This window comes from Mesorhizobium sp. M0909, assembly GCF_040319515.1.
Taxonomy (GTDB): domain Bacteria; phylum Pseudomonadota; class Alphaproteobacteria; order Rhizobiales; family Rhizobiaceae; genus Mesorhizobium.
The window spans coordinates 124,354-143,774 of sequence record NZ_JAMYOA010000015.1 but is presented as its reverse complement, the minus strand read 5'-3'; the positions used below and the strand labels follow the sequence as shown (position 1 = coordinate 143,774).

General features: G+C 63.5%; 21 protein-coding genes. 11 read left to right on the top strand and 10 right to left on the bottom strand.

The window, feature by feature from the left end; translation table 11 throughout:
• Positions 1 to 20: 20 nt before the first annotated feature.
• The 5 genes from NKH83_RS22510 to NKH83_RS22490 all read right to left on the bottom strand — a co-directional run bounded on the left by NKH83_RS22510 (position 21) and on the right by NKH83_RS22490 (position 5,158).
• On the bottom strand, positions 21 to 1,346 hold the full coding sequence (locus tag NKH83_RS22510; RefSeq protein ID WP_352807542.1) for a bifunctional folylpolyglutamate synthase/dihydrofolate synthase: 1,326 nt from the start codon (positions 1,344 to 1,346) through the stop codon (positions 21 to 23).
• 62 nt (positions 1,347 to 1,408) lie between these two features.
• Positions 1,409 to 2,335 carry an acetyl-CoA carboxylase, carboxyltransferase subunit beta gene (accD, locus tag NKH83_RS22505; RefSeq protein WP_352650188.1) on the bottom strand — a complete coding sequence of 309 codons (927 nt, stop codon included), beginning with the start codon at positions 2,333 to 2,335 and terminating at the stop codon, positions 1,409 to 1,411.
• A 37-nt stretch (positions 2,336 to 2,372) separates the two neighbouring features.
• Positions 2,373 to 3,212: a tryptophan synthase subunit alpha gene (gene trpA / locus NKH83_RS22500; RefSeq protein ID WP_352480201.1), complete on the bottom strand. Its 840-nt coding sequence runs from the start codon at positions 3,210 to 3,212 to the stop codon at positions 2,373 to 2,375.
• Between the two features lie 2 nt (positions 3,213 to 3,214).
• On the bottom strand, positions 3,215 to 4,465 hold the full coding sequence (gene trpB / locus NKH83_RS22495; RefSeq protein ID WP_254815954.1) for a tryptophan synthase subunit beta: 1,251 nt from the start codon (positions 4,463 to 4,465) through the stop codon (positions 3,215 to 3,217).
• A 33-nt stretch (positions 4,466 to 4,498) separates the two neighbouring features.
• Complete coding sequence (locus NKH83_RS22490; RefSeq protein WP_352807574.1) at positions 4,499 to 5,158, bottom strand: phosphoribosylanthranilate isomerase; 660 nt, start codon at positions 5,156 to 5,158, stop codon at positions 4,499 to 4,501.
• 164 nt (positions 5,159 to 5,322) lie between these two features.
• Here NKH83_RS22490 and NKH83_RS22485 point away from each other — a divergent pair, with 164 nt between their 5' ends.
• Positions 5,323 to 5,541, top strand: coding sequence for a hypothetical protein (locus NKH83_RS22485; protein ID WP_254815955.1), 219 nt, complete (start codon positions 5,323 to 5,325; stop codon positions 5,539 to 5,541).
• 8 nt (positions 5,542 to 5,549) lie between these two features.
• Here NKH83_RS22485 and NKH83_RS22480 read toward each other — a convergent pair whose 3' ends face one another.
• The 4 genes from NKH83_RS22480 to NKH83_RS22465 form a co-directional block, all read right to left on the bottom strand.
• On the bottom strand, positions 5,550 to 6,308 hold the full coding sequence (locus NKH83_RS22480) for a M48 family metallopeptidase (RefSeq protein WP_254815956.1): 759 nt from the start codon (positions 6,306 to 6,308) through the stop codon (positions 5,550 to 5,552).
• A 97-nt stretch (positions 6,309 to 6,405) separates the two neighbouring features.
• Positions 6,406 to 6,882, bottom strand: coding sequence for a DUF2852 domain-containing protein (locus NKH83_RS22475; RefSeq protein ID WP_352800744.1), 477 nt, complete (start codon positions 6,880 to 6,882; stop codon positions 6,406 to 6,408).
• A gap of 116 nt (positions 6,883 to 6,998) precedes the next feature.
• The gene (locus NKH83_RS22470) at positions 6,999 to 8,141 is read right to left on the bottom strand and encodes a benzoate/H(+) symporter BenE family transporter (protein ID WP_352480205.1); all 1,143 of its coding nucleotides are present in this window, start codon (positions 8,139 to 8,141) and stop codon (positions 6,999 to 7,001) included.
• Between the two features lie 4 nt (positions 8,142 to 8,145).
• Complete coding sequence (locus NKH83_RS22465; protein ID WP_352807538.1) at positions 8,146 to 8,913, bottom strand: alpha/beta hydrolase; 768 nt, start codon at positions 8,911 to 8,913, stop codon at positions 8,146 to 8,148.
• A gap of 214 nt (positions 8,914 to 9,127) precedes the next feature.
• Here NKH83_RS22465 and infC point away from each other — a divergent pair, with 214 nt between their 5' ends.
• The 7 genes from infC (at position 9,128) to NKH83_RS22430 (ending at position 15,685) form a co-directional block, all read left to right on the top strand.
• On the top strand, positions 9,128 to 9,664 hold the full coding sequence (gene infC, locus NKH83_RS22460) for a translation initiation factor IF-3 (RefSeq protein ID WP_023677573.1): 537 nt from the start codon (positions 9,128 to 9,130) through the stop codon (positions 9,662 to 9,664).
• Between the two features lie 202 nt (positions 9,665 to 9,866).
• A complete protein-coding gene (locus NKH83_RS22455) occupies positions 9,867 to 10,508 on the top strand; it encodes a methyltransferase family protein (RefSeq protein ID WP_352807537.1) in 642 nt (213 codons plus the stop codon).
• A 191-nt stretch (positions 10,509 to 10,699) separates the two neighbouring features.
• Positions 10,700 to 10,903 (top strand): 50S ribosomal protein L35, encoded by a 204-nt coding sequence (gene rpmI, locus NKH83_RS22450; protein WP_006201248.1) that lies wholly within the window; start codon positions 10,700 to 10,702, stop codon positions 10,901 to 10,903.
• A 37-nt stretch (positions 10,904 to 10,940) separates the two neighbouring features.
• Complete coding sequence (rplT, locus tag NKH83_RS22445; RefSeq protein WP_006201247.1) at positions 10,941 to 11,342, top strand: 50S ribosomal protein L20; 402 nt, start codon at positions 10,941 to 10,943, stop codon at positions 11,340 to 11,342.
• 96 nt (positions 11,343 to 11,438) lie between these two features.
• Complete coding sequence (gene pheS / locus NKH83_RS22440) at positions 11,439 to 12,524, top strand: phenylalanine--tRNA ligase subunit alpha (RefSeq protein WP_352480208.1); 1,086 nt, start codon at positions 11,439 to 11,441, stop codon at positions 12,522 to 12,524.
• A gap of 109 nt (positions 12,525 to 12,633) precedes the next feature.
• Positions 12,634 to 15,042 (top strand): phenylalanine--tRNA ligase subunit beta, encoded by a 2,409-nt coding sequence (pheT, locus tag NKH83_RS22435; RefSeq protein WP_352807535.1) that lies wholly within the window; start codon positions 12,634 to 12,636, stop codon positions 15,040 to 15,042.
• 40 nt (positions 15,043 to 15,082) lie between these two features.
• Complete coding sequence (locus NKH83_RS22430) at positions 15,083 to 15,685, top strand: nucleotidyltransferase family protein (RefSeq protein WP_352807533.1); 603 nt, start codon at positions 15,083 to 15,085, stop codon at positions 15,683 to 15,685.
• A gap of 252 nt (positions 15,686 to 15,937) precedes the next feature.
• Here NKH83_RS22430 and NKH83_RS22425 read toward each other — a convergent pair whose 3' ends face one another.
• Positions 15,938 to 16,933 carry an aldo/keto reductase gene (locus NKH83_RS22425; protein WP_352807531.1) on the bottom strand — a complete coding sequence of 332 codons (996 nt, stop codon included), beginning with the start codon at positions 16,931 to 16,933 and terminating at the stop codon, positions 15,938 to 15,940.
• Positions 16,934 to 17,038: 105 nt separating this feature from the next.
• Between NKH83_RS22425 and NKH83_RS22420 the strand changes: the two genes are divergently transcribed.
• From NKH83_RS22420 to NKH83_RS22410, 3 genes are all read left to right on the top strand, one after another.
• Positions 17,039 to 17,929, top strand: coding sequence for a LysR family transcriptional regulator (locus tag NKH83_RS22420; protein ID WP_352650171.1), 891 nt, complete (start codon positions 17,039 to 17,041; stop codon positions 17,927 to 17,929).
• Between the two features lie 149 nt (positions 17,930 to 18,078).
• Positions 18,079 to 18,657 carry a cytochrome b gene (locus NKH83_RS22415; protein WP_352807528.1) on the top strand — a complete coding sequence of 193 codons (579 nt, stop codon included), beginning with the start codon at positions 18,079 to 18,081 and terminating at the stop codon, positions 18,655 to 18,657.
• A gap of 68 nt (positions 18,658 to 18,725) precedes the next feature.
• Positions 18,726 to 19,301 (top strand): YceI family protein, encoded by a 576-nt coding sequence (locus NKH83_RS22410; protein WP_352807526.1) that lies wholly within the window; start codon positions 18,726 to 18,728, stop codon positions 19,299 to 19,301.
• Positions 19,302 to 19,421: the final 120 nt, after the last annotated feature.

The window sequence follows — 19,421 nt, the reverse complement described above, 5'->3', positions numbered from 1 at the left end:
GGCCCGGGCGAACGCACGCCTCAGGTTGGCGGCGTGCCGTTTTCGGCCAGTACCGCGCCGGCCAGGTAAAGCGATCCGCCGATCAGGATGCGCGGCGGCGGTCCGTCCCATGTGTCGCGCAGCAGCATCAGTGCGCTTGCAACGGAACTAACCGGTTCGGCCGACAAGCCTGCCTCAATGGCGCGGGTCGCCAGTTCGTCGTTCGGCACGCCGGCGTCGCTCAGGCTCACCGGCACGGTGTAGACGTGCCGCACCAGCCCTTTGAAGGCCCGGAAATAGCCGCTCTGGTCCTTGGTGTTGATCATGCCCGAGATCAGGAACAGCGGCCGCGGGTTCTTTTCCTCCTGCTCGGCCAGCGCCTCAGCGACGACCACGCCGGCGCCGGGATTATGGCCGCCGTCGAGCCAGATGTCGGCGCCCTTCGGCGCCAGTTCGGCCAGCCGGCCTTGCGGCAGCTTCTGCATGCGGCCCGGCCAGGCGACATTCGCCATCGCCTTCTCGGCAGCGCGGTGGCTGATCTCGAAGCCGGCCGCCTTGACCGCCGCGATCGCCGCCGCTGCATTGGCGAATTGATGGCGCCCCGGCAGGCGCGGCGGCGGCAGGTCCATCAATCCATCTTCGTCCTGATAGACCATGCGGCCGTTTTCCTCAAAGGCAAGGAAATCCTGGCCATAGACGAAGGCGGGGCAGTCGAGCCGTTCGGCGGTTTCGATGAGCACCTGCTGGGCCGTCTCGCTTTCCTGCGCGCCGATGACGACCGGGCACCCGCGCTTGATGATGCCGGCCTTTTCGGCGGCGATCAGCTCGACGCGGTCGCCGAGATAGGCTTCGTGGTCGAGCGAGACCGGCATGATCACCGACACGGCCGGCTCGGCGATGACATTGGTGGCGTCGAAGCGGCCGCCGAGGCCGACCTCAAGGATGACGGCATCGGCCGGATGTTCGGAAAACAGGAGGAAGGTGACGGCGGTGAGGATTTCGAAGACGGTGATCTTCTGGCCTTGATTGGCCTCGGCGACCCGGGCGATGGCTTCGGCGAAGACCTTGTCGTCAACCAGCCTGCCGCCGCCATCGGCGGCCAGCCGGTAGCGCTCGTGCCAGTTCACTAAGTGTGGCGAAGTGTGGACGTGGACGCGGTAGTCGGCTGCTTCGAGCAGCGCCCGTGAAAAGGCGGCACAGGAGCCCTTGCCGTTGGTGCCGGCGATGTGGATGACCGGCGGCAGCTGGTCCTGCGGATTGCCGAGGCGTTCGAGCAGCCGCGAAATGCGGTCGAGCGAAAGGTCGAAGCCCTTCGGATGAAGCGCCATCAGGCTCTCGATTTCGCGGTCGGCGGCAAGCGTGGTCATGGGAGAATCCTAGGCGCGTGCGCAACGGCACACAACAGCCGCTCGCGCCGCGTGATGTCGCGTCAGGCGTGCGGCCGGGCTTCGGCCGGAATCAACGACGGCGGCAGGATCTCCGGCTCCTGCGGTTTTTGCTCCTCCGGCAGCTTGAGCAGCATTCTCAGCAGCCGCGCAATCGTCTGGCGCATCTCCAGCCGTGACACCACCATGTCGACCATGCCGTGTTCCATCAGATATTCGGCGCGCTGGAAGCCTTCGGGCAGTTTTTCCCTGATCGTCTGCTCGATGACACGCGGTCCGGCAAAGCCGATCAGCGCGCCTGGTTCGGCAATGTGCACGTCGCCCAGCATGGCGTAGGAGGCGGTGACGCCACCGGTCGTCGGGTTGGTCAGGACGACGATGTAGGGCAGGCCGGCCTCCTTCAGCCTGTCGACGCCGACCGTGGTCCGCGGCAACTGCATCAGCGACAGGATGCCTTCCTGCATACGCGCGCCGCCGGAGGCCGCAAACAGGATCAGCGGCCGCTTGCGCTGCAAGGCGACCTCGAAACCATGCACGATGGCGTCACCGGCCGCCATGCCGAGCGAGCCGCCCATGAAGGCAAAATCCTGCACCGTCACCACCACCGGAACGCCTTCGACCGTGCCCAGCGCATTGATGATGGCGTCTTCCATGCCGGTCTTGGCCTTGGCATCCTTCAGCCGGTCTACGTAGCGCTTCTCGTCGCGGAACTTGAGCGGATCCTGAACGACCTTGGGGTTTTCCAGCGTCTCGTATTTGCCGTCGTCGAGGAAGAATTTCAGCCGTTCCTTAGCCGATATCTTCATATGGTGGCCGGAGGACGGGATGACGAACTGGTTCTGCTCCAGATCCTTATGGAACACCATTTCGCCGGTCTCGGGATCCTTGATCCACAGGTTTTCCGGCATGTCGGTGCGGCGGCCGAGCATCGAATTGATCTTCGGGCGGACGTAATTGGTGATCCAGTTCATCGCTTCGGCTCCTGTCCCTTAAGAAGACGTAGGAAGATTATTCGGCGGCAGCAAGGCGAGCCGCGCGAACCCCTTGCGAAAGCCCGCTGACCAGCGTGGCGACGGCCTCGGCCGGATCGGCGGTCTTTTCGCCCTTCGGCCCGAGCACGTTGGCGACGGCATTGACAATCGCGGTGCCGACAACGACGCCGTCGGCCGACGCGCCGATGATGCGCGCCTGCTCTGCTGTCTTGACGCCGAAGCCGACGCAGACCGGCAGGTCGGTATGGCTCTTGATGCGCTTGACAGCTGCCGCCACCTTGCCGGTGTCGGCCAGCGCCGAACCGGTGATACCGGTCATCGACACATAATAGACGAAGCCGGAGGTGTTCTGCAGCACCTTGGGCAGGCGCTTGTCGTCGGTGGTCGGCGTCGCCAGCCGGATGAAATTGATGCCGGCCTTGAGTGCCGGGATACAAAGTTCCTCATCCATCTCCGGCGGCAGGTCGACGACGATCAGCCCGTCTATGCCGCTGGCCAGCGCGTCGCTCAGGAAGCGCTCGACGCCGTAGATGTAGATCGGATTGTAATAGCCCATCAAGACGATCGGCGTTTCACTGTCGCCGGCGCGGAATTCCGAGGCCATCTTCAGTGTCTTGACCAGTGTCTGGCCGCCCTTCAGCGCCCGCAGGCCGGCCGCCTGGATCGCCGGGCCGTCGGCCATCGGATCGGAAAACGGCATGCCGAGCTCGATGATGTCGCTGCCGGCGCCGGGCAGCGCCTTCATGATCGAGAGCGACGTGTCATAGTCAGGGTCGCCACCCATGAAATAGGTTACGAGTGCCGGTCGGCCCTCGGCCTTCAGCTTTGCCATGCGGCGGTCGATACGGGTGGCCATGATCAGATCTCCATGCCCAGCATATTGGCCACCGTATGCACGTCCTTGTCGCCGCGGCCGGACAGGTTGACGATGACGATCTGGTCCTTGTCCATGTCAGGCACGATCTTCACCGCCTGTGCGATGGCATGGGCCGATTCAAGCGCAGGAATGATGCCCTCGACGCGTGTCGTCAACTGGAACGCCTCCAGCGCCTCGCTGTCGAGGATCGGCACGTAGTCGACGCGGCCGGAATCGCGCAGCCATGAGTGCTCCGGCCCGACGCCGGGATAGTCGAGGCCGGCCGAGATCGAGTGGCCGTCCATGATCTGGCCGTCGGCGTTCTGCAGGAGGTAGGTACGGTTGCCATGCAGCACGCCGGGCGCGCCGGCACTCATCGAGGCGCAATGCTCGATGCCGTCGAGGCCGCGGCCTCCGGCTTCTACGCCGATGATGCGCACCCCACTGTCGTCGAGGAAGGGATGGAACAGGCCGATAGCGTTGGAACCGCCGCCGACGCAAGCGATGATGGTGTCAGGCAGCCGGCCTTCCTGCTCGAGGATCTGGGCGCGCGCCTCGGTGCCGATCACCGACTGGAAGTCGCGCACCAGCTCCGGATAGGGGTGCGGGCCGGCGGCGGTGCCGATCAGGTAATAGGTATCCTCGACGTTGGTCACCCAGTCGCGCAGCGCCTCGTTCATGGCGTCCTTCAGCGTGCCGTGGCCGGCCGTCACCGGCCGCACCTCGGCGCCCAGAAGCTTCATGCGAAAGACGTTGGGGCTTTGCCGGGCGACATCGGTCGCGCCCATATAGACGATACAAGGAAGCCCGAAGCGCGCCGCGACCGTGGCGGAAGCGACGCCATGCTGGCCGGCACCGGTCTCTGCGATGATCCTCGTCTTGCCCATGCGCTTGGCGAGCAGGATCTGGCCGAGGCAGTTGTTGATCTTGTGCGAGCCGGTGTGGTTCAGGTCCTCGCGCTTGAAATAGACCTTTGCGCCGCCCCCGAGGCCCTTTGCCAAGGAGACCTCACGAAGATGCCTGGTCAGGCCTTCGGCGAAATAGAGCTTCGACGGCCGCCCGGCGTAATGCGTCGAGAGATCGGTCAGTTCGGCCTTGAAATCCGGGTCGTTCTTGACCTCGTTCCAGTGCCGCTCCAGCTCGAGGATCAGCGGCATCAGCGTTTCGGCAACGAAACGACCGCCAAAAATGCCGAACATGCCCTGCTCATCGGGGCCGGTGCGGAAGGAATTCGGTATCGCCGGCTTGTCCATCGCCGATCTCCTGGTCTGAGGTTTGAAGCGTGGTCAGGCGGCGCGGTTGTCGCGTGCTGCCCCGACGGCGCGGAAAAATTGTTCGATCAGCGCCGGTTCCTTGACGCCGGGCGCGCTCTCCACGCCCGAGGAAACATCTATTCCGGGCGGGTTCGCCAGCCGAAGGGCGTCGCCGATATTGCCGGCATTGAGCCCACCGGAAAGCATGTAATCGACGCCAGCGTCAAGGCCGGCCAGAACGCGCCAGTCGAAGGCAAGGCCGTTGCCGCCCGGCAATTCCGAACCCTTAGGCGGCTTGGCGTCGAACAGGAAGCGGTCGGCAGTGCCGATGAAGGGTTTGACCCGCGCGAGATCGGCAGCCTCGCCGACCGGCAGCGCCTTCATCACCGGCAAGCCGTAGCGCGCTTTCACTTCGGCCACCCGCCCAGGGGTTTCGGCGCCGTGAAGCTGCAGCATGTCGGGCTGCATGTTGTCGACGATCTCATCCAGGAACACGTCGCTGGCGTCGACCGTCACCGCAACCGCCTTGGCCTTGCCGCGCGCCGCTTCGCGCAGGCGGCCGGCTTCCGCCGGCTCGACATAGCGCGGGCTTTTGGCAAAGAAAATGAAGCCGACATGGCTGGCGCCGCCGGCCAATGCCGCAGCCAGAGCCTTGTCGGTCTTCAACCCGCATATCTTGATGTCGAGCGCCATGGCGCGGGATTGGCACGAAACGGCCAAAGAGTCGAGAAAAAGCATCCTGTTTGCCGCCAGCGCGGAACGCGCTACCTTGCTAATGTAAGAGCGGAACGCGCTACCTTGCTGATATAAGAGCGCAACGCTACTTGCTCAGGCACAAAGGCGGGAGAACAAAGATCATGCCGGAAAAGACCGTCGCGGAACTCAGGCAAAAGCTGGCGCAGGCCCATGAAGTCATCGCTCATTTGATGGACAAGGCGGCTTTCAACGGAGCCGAGGCGCACCGGGCGCTGGCTTATTTCAGCAACGAGACCTTCGAGAAGGATTTTCTGCCCTGGCCCCGCCATGTCGATGAGGGGTTGCGGCCGGAGGAGTTGAACGCGGCAAATGACGATTGATCGGACAACTACTCGAACGCGATCGCCTGCAGCGCGCCGCCATTGCGCTTGAGCCAATCCTTGCAGCGCTCGGTATCCGGGCAAAGCTGCTCGCATAACTTCCAGAATTTAGGGCCGTGGTTCATCTCCTTGAGATGCGCCACCTCGTGCGCGACGAGGTAGTTTATCACCGGCCGTGGCGCCATCATGATGCGCCAGGAAAACGACAGATTGCCGTCCGACGTGCACGACCCCCAGCGGCTCGACGTATCCTTGAAGCGGATCGCCTTGGCCCGTTTGCCGATCGCCGCGCTATGCTTGGTCACCAGCGCCTCGATCTCGCGCTTGGCTTCGCGCTTGAGGAAATCAGCGATGCGGCGCGGCAGATGCACGCGCTCGCCATGCACGATCATCAGCGGCCCGCGCTCGTCACGCGACAGCGTGACGGTGCCGCGCTTCGACGGTTCGTGGACGATGCGATGCGGCACGCCGCGCACCGGTATCTTGATGCCGGGCCGCACCTGCGGCCGGTTGGGCACTTTGGCCAGCCTTTGCTCCAGCCAGTCCTGATGGCGGTCGAGGAATTTTTCCACCTCGCCGCGCCGCAGCCCCGGCGGCACGGTGATGCGCAGACCACGGCCGCCCGAATCGATGCGCAGCGTCAGGCGCCGCGCCCGGTCGTTCTCGACGATCTTGAGCGGCAGCGTGCGGCCGGCAACGCAATGCTCGCGCTCCACGACGGGCGTGGGCTTGGGTTTCGTCGGGGTGCGAAAGAAGCCGAAGGACATTCCGGGACGATACGTGATTCGAGGGAAACGACTAGAACAAAAAAGAAACGGCGCCGCTGACGCGACGCCGTTGGATTATCTATCCGCGCACGGGACCTTACTCGTCGAGCAGGCCTGGCGTCGAGTTGCCGCTGGGTTTGTTGTTCGTCGCCGACCCGGTCGTGGGGGACGTCGACTTGTTGCGATTGGCCATGAAGCGATCGAACTCTTCCTGATCCTTGGCGCGGCGCAACTCGCGGGCATATTCGTCGAACTCGCTCAGCATCTCGTCGAGCTTGCGGCGTTCCTCGGCAAGCCGCTCGAGTTCCTTTTCGCGCCAGTCATCGAAAGCGACGTTGCCGGTGCGGGCGGAGCCATGACCCCAGCGCGCGGCCTTGTCGGAACCGCGGCGGCAGCCGGCGAAGATGCCGTCGGTGGCGCGGTTGACGTCACGCTTGAAGCCGTCGAGCCGGTCGCCCCAGATGATGTAGGCGAGCATGGCCAAGCCGAGCGGCCAGAACACCATGAACCCGATCACCATCAACGCGATGGTCGCCGGCGTCCAGGCCGGACGGATCAATGCAGATGTGTTCATTTCTCCCAATCCTTCAGTTGGAGACAGCCAAATCCGGCTGCGTTGAATCGAAATGGGATGGAGAAAACGGCGATTCAAGACAGCGATAGCCAAAACCGGACAAGCGGCTGAAATGATTATCGCTTTTTGAGATTTTCGAGGAAAAGCACGACTAATCCGGCAATCAGCCCCCAGAACGCCGCGCCGACGCCGAACAGCGTCAGCCCCGATGCGGTGACGGCGAAGGTGACCGTGGCGGCCATCCGCTCGTCCTCGTCTTTCAAGGCGATCGACAATGCATTGGCGAGCGGCGCCATCAGCGCTAGGCCGGCGACCAGCGCGATCAGGCTCTGCGGCAATACGGCGAAGATCGCCACCAGCGAGGCGCCGAACAGGGCAAAGACGAGATAGGCCAACGCATAGAACGGTCCGGTCTTCCAGCGCTCGGCCGGATCGGGATGCACGTCGGGCCCGGTGCAGATCGCCGCCGAGATTGCCGCCAGATTGGTGGTCGAGGCGCCGAACGGCGCCGTCAGCAGCGAAAACAGGCCCGTGACGCCGATCAGCGGCCCGGGTTCGGGATGATAGCCGGCTGCCCTCAGCACGGCGAGGCCGGACAGGTTCTGCGAGGCCATGGTGACGAGGTAGAGCGGCAAGGCGAGGCCGATGATTGCAGTGGCGGTGAACTGCGGCATCACCAGCGTCAAGCTCGAGAGTTCCGGTGCCGGCAGACCGCCGACCCGGCCGGTGAGGAAGGCGGCGAGACCGCCGCCGATCAGCACCAGCAGCACCGACAGCGCCGGGTTGAACAGGCGGATGACGAAGAACGCCGCAACCAGCGGCAGGATCAGCCAGGGGTCGACGGGAACGGTCTTGACCGCATTGATGGCGAAGGTGACGACGATGCCGGCCAGCATTCCGGACGCGACGGACGCCGGTATTCTGGCGATCAGCTTGGTCAAGGGCCCGAACAGGCCTGTGGCGATCAGCAGGACCGCGGTGACGACGAAGGCGCCAACCGCCTCACCCATCGAAAAGCCGGTCGACGCGGCGATCAGCGCCACGCCTGGCGTCGACCATGCGGTGATGACTGGCATTTTTGTGCGCCAGGACAGCCACAGGCTCTCGATCGCCATCGCCAGGCAAAGCGCCGTCACCCAGCTTGCGGTCTCGACCTGCGTTGCGCCGACCGCCTTGGCGGCGGCAATGACGATGGCCAGCGTACCGCCGAAGCCGACGATCGCCGCGACGAAGGCGGACACCGGAATGGAAATGCGCATGCCTCTATCCCGCCTGCCGCACCATAGCGTCCACCGCCCGCACCAGCATGTCGAGATCCTGCGGTCGCGACAGGCGGTGGTCGCCGTCGGGGATGAGCGACAGCGTGACGTCGTCGGCCGGCAGCAGGCTGACCAGCTTCAACGCATGGCTCGACGGCACGTCGGGATCGGCCAGGCCTTGCAGGATGTGGACCGGACAGTGCGTGTCGATCGGCCCGGTCATCACCCGGTTGTTGCGGCCGTCCTCGATCAGTGCGCGCGTGTAGATGTACGGTTCGGCGGAATAGTCCGACGGCTCTTCGAAGAAGCCCTTTTTCCTGAGGTCGCGCTTCTGCGCCCCGGTCAGCACCGGCTCCACCAGTTCGAACGTGAAATCGGGCGCCGGCGCCAGCAGCACAAGGCCGGCGACGCTGTTCTCGCCCGCCTTGCGCAACTCCTGCATCATGCGCAGCGCGATCCAGGCGCCCATCGACGAACCGACCAGGATTTGCCTGCCCCGGGTGAAACGGCGGAAAACCGCCAGGCTCTCGCCCAGCCATTTCGAGATGGTGCCGTCGGCAAAGGCACCACTCGATTCGCCGTGGCCGGAATAATCGTGCCGCAGGAAGGCGAGGTCTTCTTTGCGCGTCCATTCCGACAACGTTTCAGCCTTGGTGCCCAGCATGTCGGACTTGTAGCCGCCAAGCCAGACGATGCCGGGCTCGGCACCTGCCGCATGCCTGACGGCGATGCTCGTCCCGTCGACGTCCAGGAAGATCGGGGTGGTGCTCATCGTGTATTCCCTCACGCCGGTCTTTTGGCACAAGCGGGGGTTCAACGAAAAGTGCTCTGCTACTTTCTTCGCTTGGTGCAGAGGAGCATTCATCGGGCAGGTGATTTCCTGAGAATGCTGTGCTATTGACTCCGACCGCGCGCTCACCACATTGCGCGTTCGCAATTCTGAATTGAAGAACCCCTTAACGAAACGGCTCAAGGAGACCACGACCATTCGCAGACCTTTCAAAGCAGCGGCGCCCACCAAGGAAGGCCCGCGCTCCAACCGTGACATCCGGGTTCCCCGGGTCCAGCTAATCGACGCCGAAGGCCAGAACCGCGGCGATGTCTCCATCAACGACGCATTGCTGCTCGCCGAAGAGGCTGGGCTCGACCTGGTCGAGATATCGCCCAATGCAGTGCCGCCCGTCGTAAAGATCCTTGATCTCGGCAAGCTGAAATACGCCAACCAGAAGAAGGCGGCCGAGGCGCGCAAGAACCAGAAGGTCATCGAGATCAAGGAGATCAAGATGCGCCCGAACATCGACAGCCACGACTACGAGACCAAGATGAAGGCTGTCCGGCGCTTTTTCGAGGAAGGCGACAAGGTCAAGCTGACATTGCGCTTCCGCGGTCGCGAGATGGCGCATATGGAACTCGGCATGCAGCTTCTGAACAAGGTTCGCGAGGAAGTGGCGCCCATCGCCAAGGTCGAAGCCGAACCGAAGCTCGAAGGCCGCCAGATGATGATGGTGCTGGCGCCCCGCTAAAGCGCGTTGCGCTTTGGTTCTGTTTTGTGCATGTCGTTGTCGCAAAACCGCTGCGCACTTTTGGGCGACGTGCATAAAATCCGCCTGAATCATGTTGCAAGGCGTCCCGGCGATCGGCGGGGCGCCTGTTTTCTTGGCCAGACGCTGCGATCGCCGGCGAGAACAAAGACGCTCTGGTTCCCTCGACGATCGGATTCCCGACATGGTCAATGACGTCAAGCATTCGGAAGCCAAATATGGGCTGGGCAGCTACCAGCACACGCGCAGGGTGGTGCTTGCCGTCGTCGTCGTCGTCCTGTTCGCGATGCTTTTGTTCGGGCAGTCGGTTTTTCCGCCCGATACGCCTGTGCATGAAACGATCGAAATGGTTGGCGTCGTGCTGATCTTTCTCGGCATCGTCGGACGCTTGTGGTCGACGCTCTATATCGGCGGTCGCAAATCCTCCGAAGTGGTGACCGGCGGCCCCTATTCGATCACCCGCAACCCGCTCTATGTCTTCTCTACTTTAGCTGCCGCCGGTGTCGGCGCACAGATCGGCTCGATCACCGCCACGATCGGCTTTGCAGCGCTCTGCGCTGGTGCCTTTTACATCGTTATCCTGCGCGAGGAGAAATTCCTCAAGGAGGTTCTCGGCGCGCCATACCAGGCCTACCTGGCGCAAGTGCCGCGCTTTTTTCCGAAGCTGTCGCTGTACCAGGAAGGCGACACCGGCGGCTTCAAGCCGCGCCTGTTGCGAACCACGCTGCTGGACGGTCTGGTCTTCCTGGTTGCCTTGCCGGCTTTCGAACTGATCGACGGCGCCCAGCAGTCCGGCATATTGCCGGTGCTGTTCCGTCTCCCCTGAGTGCAGTGTTGCTGAGTACAGTGTTGCTCGGTACGGGGTGTTGCGCGCCAGCCCGCTTTGACGTATAGGACCGCCGTTCCCAAAAAACCGCCCGGCAGGGCATGCCGTGGCGGTTTCATTTGCTTTTCGGGCTTTGGTCGGCCTGAAGCGAACAAGAAGCGCATTGGTGCGCATATAAACGGAGTAGCAAAATGCCCAAGATGAAGACCAAGTCGGCCGCTAAGAAGCGGTTCAAGATCACAGGTACGGGTAAAGTTCTGTCGGCTGCGGCCGGCAAACGTCACGGCATGATCAAGCGTTCCAACAAGTTCATTCGAAATGCCCGCGGCACGATGGTTCTGGCTGAACCGGACGGCAAGAAGGTCATCAAGAATTTTCTGCCGAACGGCCTTTAGAGCATTCGGCCTGGACAACGTTTAAGGAGATCATGACATGGCACGCGTAAAGAGAGGCGTCACCTCGCACGCCAAGCACAAGAAGGTCCTGAAAGCCGCCAAGGGTTTTTACGGCCGTCGCAAGAACACCATCCGGATCGCCAAGCAGGCGGTGGAAAAGTCGCTACAGTACGCCTATCGCGACCGCAAGAATCGCAAGCGTTCGTTCCGCGCGCTGTGGATCCAGCGCATCAATGCGGCGACGCATGAGCATGGCCTGACCTACGGCCGCTTCATCGACGGTCTCAACAAGGCCGGCATCGAGATCGACCGCAAGATCCTGTCGGATATGGCCATCCACGAGCCGCAGGCCTTCGCCGCACTCGTGGCCAAGGCCAAGGTCGCGCTCGAATATCTCAAGAACACCACGCCGAATGCTTTTGAAAGCGCTGTCGCTTAAGACCAGCGCTTCCCAAGCTATTCGACACTTGATTTGGGAAACCCGCGCTGGCAGGGCTGGCGCGGGTTTTTCTTTGCTTCCAATCGGATCTGGAACATGAGTGACATGGAAACTCTCGAACATTCCCTGATGGCCGAGATTGCCTCGGCCGCCGACGAGCAGGCGATCGAGGCGGTGCGTGTCTCGGCCCTCGGCAAGAAGGGCTCGGTGTCCGAGATGCTGAAGACGCTCGGCTCGATGAGCGCCGAGGAGCGCCAGGTCAAGGGCCCGGCGATCAACGGCCTCAAGAACCGCGTCACCGAGGCGCTTTCTGCTCGCCGCGCCGAGCTGAAGGACGCGGCGATTACGGCCCGTCTCGCCGCCGAGAAGGTTGACGTGACGCTGCCGGTCAGGCAATCGCCGGCCGAGCGCGGCCGCATCCATCCTATCAGCCAGGTCATCGACGAGATCGCGGCGATCTTCGGCGATCTCGGCTTTGCCATCGCCGAAGGCCCCGACATCGAGACCGACTATTACAATTTCACCTCGCTGAACTTCCCGGAAGGCCACCCGGCGCGCGAGATGCACGACACCTTCTTTTTCCAGCCGGACGCGCAGGGCGAACGCAAGCTTTTGCGCACCCACACCTCGCCGGTGCAGATCCGCACCATGGAGATGCAGAAGCCGCCAATCCGCATCGTCATTCCTGGCAAGACCTACCGGCAGGATTCCGATGCCACCCACTCGCCGATGTTCCATCAGGTCGAGGGGCTGGTGATCGACAAATCGGCCAATGTCGCCAACATGAAGTGGGTGCTAGAGGAGTTCTGCAAGGCCTTCTTCGAGGTGCCGAGCGTGAAGATGCGCTTCCGGCCGTCCTTCTTCCCGTTCACCGAGCCCAGCCTCGAGGTCGACATCCAGTGCGATCGTTCGCGGCCGGGCGAGGTGCGCTTCGGCGAAGGTTCCGACTGGATGGAGATTCTCGGCTGCGGCATGGTGCACCCCAATGTGCTCCGTTACGGTGGCCTCGATCCCGACGAATACCAGGGCTTCGCCTGGGGCATGGGCATCGACCGCATCGCCATGCTGAAATACGGCATGCCGGATCTGCGCGCCTTCTTCGACGCCGATGTCCGCTGGCTTTCGCATTACGGTTTTAGGCCGCTCGACATGCCAACGCTGTTCGGTGGCCTGAGCGCGTGACGAGCGGGCTGCAGCAGCAAATCCGCGGACAGCTCGCCTTCCTGCACATGTCGGACGCGCGGCCGCATAGCTTCAAGTGCAACGTGCCCAGACCAGACGGAACACAGTCATGAAACTCACCCTCTCCTGGCTCAAAGACCATCTCGAGACCGACGCCTCGCTGGCGGAAATCGTCGAGCGTCTCACCTCGATCGGCCTTGAAGTCGAGCATGTCGACGACCGGGCGAGCCTAGCCCCCTTCGTCATCGCCAAGGTGGTGACGGCGGTGCAGCACCCAGATGCCGACCGGCTTCGCGTGCTGACCGTCGACACCGGCGACGGCAAGCCGCCGGTGCAGGTCGTGTGTGGAGCGCCGAACGCCCGCGCCGGCCTGATCGGCGCCTTTGCAGCACCCGGCACCTATATCCCCGGCATCGACGTGACGCTGACCGTCGGCAAGATCCGCGGCGTTGAAAGCCACGGCATGATGTGCTCCGAACGTGAGCTCGAATTATCCGAAGAGCATGACGGCATCATCGACCTGCCGGCCGATGCGCCGGTCGGGACCAGTTTCGCCGCCTATGCCCATCTCGACGACCCGCTGATCGAGATCAATCTGACGCCGAACCGGCCGGATGCCACCAGTGTCCATGGTATCGCCCGCGATCTGGCGGCGAGCGGGCTCGGTACGCTGAAGAGCGCGCCGATAGAGCCGATCCCCGGCAAAGGCGCGACGCCGGTCAAGGTGACGATCGAAGCGCCGGAGCTCTGCCCCGGCTTTGCGCTGCGCCTGGTGCGCGGCGTCAAGAACGGACCGTCGCCGAAATGGCTGCAGCAAAGGCTTCTCGCCATCGGCTTGAGGCCGATCAGCGCGCTCGTCGATATCACCAATTACGTCACCTTCGATCGCGGTCGGCCGCTGCATGTTTTTGACGCTGGGAAGGTCACCGGCAATCTCACCGTGCGCCGGGCGCGTGACGGCGAAAAGGTGCTGGCGCTCGACGGCCGCGAATACACGCTGACGCCTGAGATGTGCGTGATCGCAGACCAGGACGGCATCGAATCGATCGCCGGCATCATGGGCGGCGAGCATTCCGGGTGTGACGAGAACACCACCGACGTGCTGATCGAGTCGGCGCTTTGGGACCCGATCGCCACCGCCCGCACCGGCCGCACGCTCGGCATCATCAGCGATGCACGCTACCGCTTCGAGCGTGGCGTCGACCCGGAAATGATGGTTCCGGGCGTGGAGCTGGCAACGAAGCTGGTGCTCGATTTCTGCGGCGGCACGCCGGCGCAAACCGAGGTCGTCGGCTATGCCGGCCATCGGCCGAAGATCGTCTCGTTCCCTTTGTCGGAAGTGAAGCGGCTGACCGGCATCGAAGTGCCGCGCTCGACGAGCTTCGACATTCTTGCCCGCCTCGGCTTCAGGCCGGAGGGCACGGGCGACGTCGTCAATGTAGCGGTCCCTTCCTGGCGGCCGGATGTCGACGGCAAGGCCGACCTGGTCGAGGAGGTCATGCGCATCCACGGCGTCGACAATATCGCGCCGCAGCCGCTTGGTTCGCACGATGCGGTCAACGGCAAAATCCTGACTGTGCTGCAGATCCGCACCCGCGCCGCCAAGCGGGCGCTTGCCGTGCGCGGCATGATGGAGGCCGTCACCTGGTCGTTCATTCCGGCAAAACACGCCGAATTGTTCGGCGGCGGCCAGCAGGCGCTGAAGCTTGCCAACCCGATCGCCGCCGATATGTCGGATATGCGGCCGTCGCTGCTGCCGGGGCTGATCGCGGCAGCGCAACGCAATGCCGACAAGGGCATCGGCGATGTCGCGCTGTTCGAAGTGTCTGGCACTTATGAGGGCGACGGCGCCGACCAGCAGCGGCGCGTTGCCGCCGGTGTGCGGCGCGGCACCGCCAAGCTCGAGGGCTCCGGCCGCCATTGGGCCGGCAACGCCGGCGCCGTCGGCGTCTTCGATGCCAAGGCCGATGCGATCGCAGCACTCGAAGCCTGCGGCGCGCCGGTCGAGCGGCTGCAGATCGAGGCCGGCGGCCCGGCCTGGTATCATCCCGGCCGCTCCGGCACGATCAAGCTCGGGCCGAAGGTCGTGCTCGGCACATTCGGCGAATTCCACCCGAAGACGCTGGAAGGGCTTGACGTCTCCGGCCCGCTCTGCGGCTTCGAAGTGTTCATTGATGCGGTGCCCGAGCCGAAGGCCAAGCCGACGCGGACAAAGCCAAGGCTCGATCTGTCCGCCTTCCAGGCGGTCAAGCGCGACTTCGCCTTCGTCGTCGACAAGGCGGTCGAAGCCGGCACACTCGTTCGCGCCGCCCTAGCCGCCGACAGGAAGCTGATTTCCGGCGTCTCGGTGTTCGATGTTTTCGAGGGTGCAGCCCTCGGCGCGGCGAAGAAATCGATCGCCATCGAGGTGTCGATCCAGCCGGTCGAAAAGACGCTGACCGATGAGGATTTCGAGGCGCTGGCCAAGCGCATCGTCGAGAATGTGCACAAGCAGACCGGCGGCGTGCTGCGCGGCTGAGGGGGTTGCGAGCGCCTGGCGAATCGCCCTCCAAAGGGCGATGAACCATCTGCGCTATTCAGGGCTGCCCTTCGAGGAACAGCGTGCAGTCTTTCTCGATATCGTCTCAGCCGATCCGATGGTCAGTGAGACGCTGTCGCGGGTGCGCACGCTCGACCTCCCCGACTGGCTGGTCGTCTCCGGCGCGCTTTACAACAGCGTCTGGAACCATCTGACCGGAAGACCTTCCGGGTACGGCATCAAAGATGTCGACCTGTTTTATTTTGACGAGAGCGATCTGTCCTATGAGGCCGAGGATTTGGTCATTCGCCGTGCGGCGAGGCATTTCGAAGGGCTGAAGCTGCCGGTCGAGGTGCGCAATCAGGCGCGGGTGCATCTGTGGTATCCGAGCAAGTTCGGGCAGGAATGCCCGCGCTATATGAGCGCTAGCGAATCGGTCAGCTATTTTGCGTCGAAGACGCATGCAGTCGGCGTGCGCTACGATGCCGAGGGGCGCCTCGATCTGGTGGCGCCGTTCGGGCTCGACGACATTTTTTCGTTCCGCATCACGCCGAATAGGGTGCTGGATAATCAGCGGACCCATGAGATGAAGGGCAGGCGGGCACAGGAGTGCTGGCCGGAGATTACTGTCGTGCCTTGGTAGAATGTCGGCGCGAGGCACCTGCCCTGCCGGGCATTTCCCCGCAAGGGGGAAGATCGGCAGTTCCAGCGCCCTGCCCGCCCTTCCGGCGCCGGTGATTGGCGAAAGCCGAGGTGACGTCCAATTTCCCTCCTTGAGGGGGAGATGTCCGGCAGGACGGAGGTCGCGCCAATTTCTCGCAATTATTTTGCACCGCTGCGGCATTCGAAACGGGGTGCCGAAACGCCCCGTTTCGATTGCGCTGTCGATTGCCGTTCACCCGTCGACCAGGGCCAGCAGCTCCTCGGTATAGCGCTTGCCCATCACCTTTTCCGGCGACAGGGCGTCGCCAATAGATGCCACTTCGGCCGGGGTCAGCACGATATCGGCTGCCGCCGTATTCTGTTCGAGATGTCGGATCTTGCGGGCACCGGGGATCGGCACAATGAAGTCGCCCTGATGCAGCACCCAGGCGAGCGCCAGCTGCGCCGGCGTCACGCCCTTCTCGGCTGCCATCTTTTCCAGCACGGCGACGACCGCCGCATTGGCCGCCATGGCGTCGGCCTGGAAGCGCGGCAAACCCCGGCGCCAGTCGTCGGGGCCGAGAACATCGGGCCTGGCGATCGTGCCGGTGAGCAGGCCGCGGCCGAGCGGGCTATAGGGGACAAAGCCGATGCCGAGCTCGCGGCAGACGGCAAACACCTCCTCCTCCGGATCGCGGCTCCACAACGAATATTCGCTCTGCACCGCGGCGATCGGATGCACGGCATGCGCCCGGCGGATGGTCGCCGCACTCGCCTCCGACAGGCCGAGCGCCCGCACCTTGCCCTCGCGTACCAGCTCGGCCATTGCGCCGACCGTATCCTCGATCGGCACGCTTGGGTCGACGCGGTGCTGGTAGTAAAGATCGATGATCTCGGTATCCAGCCGCTTCAATGACGCTTCGGCCACCGCCTTGACATGCTCCGGGCGGCTGTCGACGCCGGCCATGCGCTCGGTGCCGCTGCCTTCTTCGAGGATCTTGAAGCCAAATTTGGTCGCGATCGTCACACGATCACGCACCGGCTTCAGCGCCTTGCCGACCAGGATCTCGTTCTCGTAGGGGCCATAGACCTCGGCGGTGTCGAAGAAATTGACCCCGATCTCAACGGCGTGGCGCAGCGTGGCAATCGCCTCCGCCTCCGGCTGGCCACCATAGGCAAAGCTCATCCCCATGCAGCCGAGGCCGACTGGGTAGACGTCGAGTTCATTGCCGAGCTTGCGGGTTTGCATCACGTGTCTCCTTGTTGTGATGGTTGTGATGCCACAGAGATACCGTCTTGCGCAGCGTTCGATAATCGCCTCTTATTTGCACGGGCTGTTCCCAAAAATAGATCAATGAAGCGAACACATCTTTCACAGCTTGCCGTGCTGGCAACGGTCGCCCAATGCGGCAGTTTTCGCGGCGCCGCCAAGGAGCTGGCAATCGCGCCGTCGGCGGTCAGCCACGCGGTGTCCAGCCTGGAAGCGCGCCTCGGCGTGCGCCTTCTGGCGCGCAGCACGCGCAGCGTCGCTCCGACCGAGGAGGGCGCGCAGCTGCTCGAGCGCCTCAGGCCGGCGCTGTCGGAAATCGACCTGGCGCTGGAATCGGCGATCGAGGCGCGCGACCGGCCGGCGGGCAATCTCAGGCTGACCGTGCCGCGCACCGCCGCCCACCTGGCGCTGACGCCAAGGCTCGGCGCCTTTGCGGCTGCCTATCCCGACATCGTGCTGGAGATCGTCATCGATGACCGCTTCACCGATGTGGTCGAGGGCGGCTTCGATGCCGGTGTGCGGCTGGGCGAGAGCCTGCAGCGCGACATGATCGCAGTGCGCATCGGGCCGAACCTTCGGGGCGCGGTGGTCGGCACGCCATCCTACTTCGAGACCAGGCCCAAGCCGCAGCATCCGCGTGATCTCGCCGCTCACCGCTGCATCCGCTTCCGCTTCTCCAGCGGCATCATCTATCGCTGGGAATTCGAGAAAAACGGCGAGGAGATCGAAATCCCGGTGCAAGGGCCATTGATCCTCGACGAGGACCATCTGATTGCCAATGCTGCGGTTGACGGCGCCGGGCTCGCCTTCGTGTTCGAGGACTATGTCCGCGACCCGCTCGCCGCCGGCAAGCTCGTTCGCGTGCTCGAGGACTGGTGCCCGCCCTTTGATGGTTTCTTCGTCTATTATCCGAGCCGACGCCAGATGCGGCCGGCGCTCAGGGCCTTTGTCGATTTCTTCAAAGTGAGTACATAGCGGCACCGTCGGAACAGCGGAGGGCAATCTATTTCGGCGTGAATGCTCGTCTTACGGCCCTTGGCACCGGCAATTGGTCGTCTCCAAACATAAGTGGAAACCGCCTTTCCGGGATGGAAGAAAGCCGACCTGGCATTCGTTCACAGACCATGTCAGCACTGCCCAAACACCAGCCGACCGGCTACGGCTGGACAGCGATCATCCTTCACTGGCTGATCGCGGCGCTCTTTATCGGCCAGTTCGTGCTCGGCTTCGTCATGGTGCGGCTGTCCAGCCAGCGCACCGCCTTCGAGCTGATTCAGCTGCATAAATCCTTCGGTTTCCTGCTGCTTGGGCTGGTCATCCTGCGCATCGCCTGGCGCCTTGGCAGACCGGCCCCGCCGCTGCCGCGCTCAGTCGGCCCTTTCGAGCGCCGCATGGCGCCGCTTGTCCATCTTGCGCTTTATGCTTTTCAGCTCGCTCTGCCGCTGTCCGGCTGGGCGCTGGTCTCGGTCTCGGTGCTGGAGATCCCGAGCGTGCCGTTCAATCTGTTCGTCATGCCCAAACTGCCGCTTGGTGAATCGGACATGGCAGAAAGCTTCTGGGCAGCGACGCACTGGTATCTCGCTTATGCCGGCATCGGTCTTGTCGCTTTGCATCTCGCTGCTGCGCTGCGTCATCATTTCTGGCTGAGGGATACCGTGCTGACGCGCATGATCACGGCTTCGTCACATCGCGAGACGGAATAGAGCGGGCGGCTCATTCGTTCATGGGGCGAGGACGCAAGAAAGCGTTGCCTGCCAAGAGGACCATTTCCATGTACGCGCGCATCTTCGGATTTGCGGCAGCCGCCGCTTGTTTTGCCATGCCTGTTTTCGCCGCCGTTGCCCTTGGCGAGGCGGCCGGCAGCTATACGATCAGCCCAGGGAGTTCCAGCATCCACTTCTCCATCGCCAAGCTCGGCGGCGGCGGGCTCGACGGTGCCTTCTCCCGCTTCAAGGGCAATATCCTTATCGACAACAGCGATGTCGGCCGGTCCCAGGTCAATTTCACCATCTTCCCCGAAAGCGTCGGTACCGGCCAAAGCCGCATCGATGCCTTTCTCCGCTCGGACGCGGTTTTCGACGCGACCGACAATCCGGAGATCCAGTTCCGTTCGACCAGCGTCAAACGCACCGGCGACACGTCGGCCCTTGTCACCGGCCAGCTGACGGCGCGCGGCAAGACCTTTCAGGAAAAGTTCACGGCCGAGCTCGGCGGCTTCAAGGCGGGCACGATAAAGTTTCACGTCACAGGCAAGGTGTTGCGGTCGCGCTATGGCATGGATGTCGGCACGCCGATTTATTCCAACGTCGTCGAGTTCGACATGACGCTGACGGGTAGAAGGGGTTGAGCGGTTCTCCCTGCGGTTTCACCGTCGCTGCAGGACCTGGGTTCCTCTCCCCACTTCGCCCACTTCGTGGGGCGAGGAACCACGCTCCCGCATTGGCTTTTCCGTCGATTTCAGGCAAAC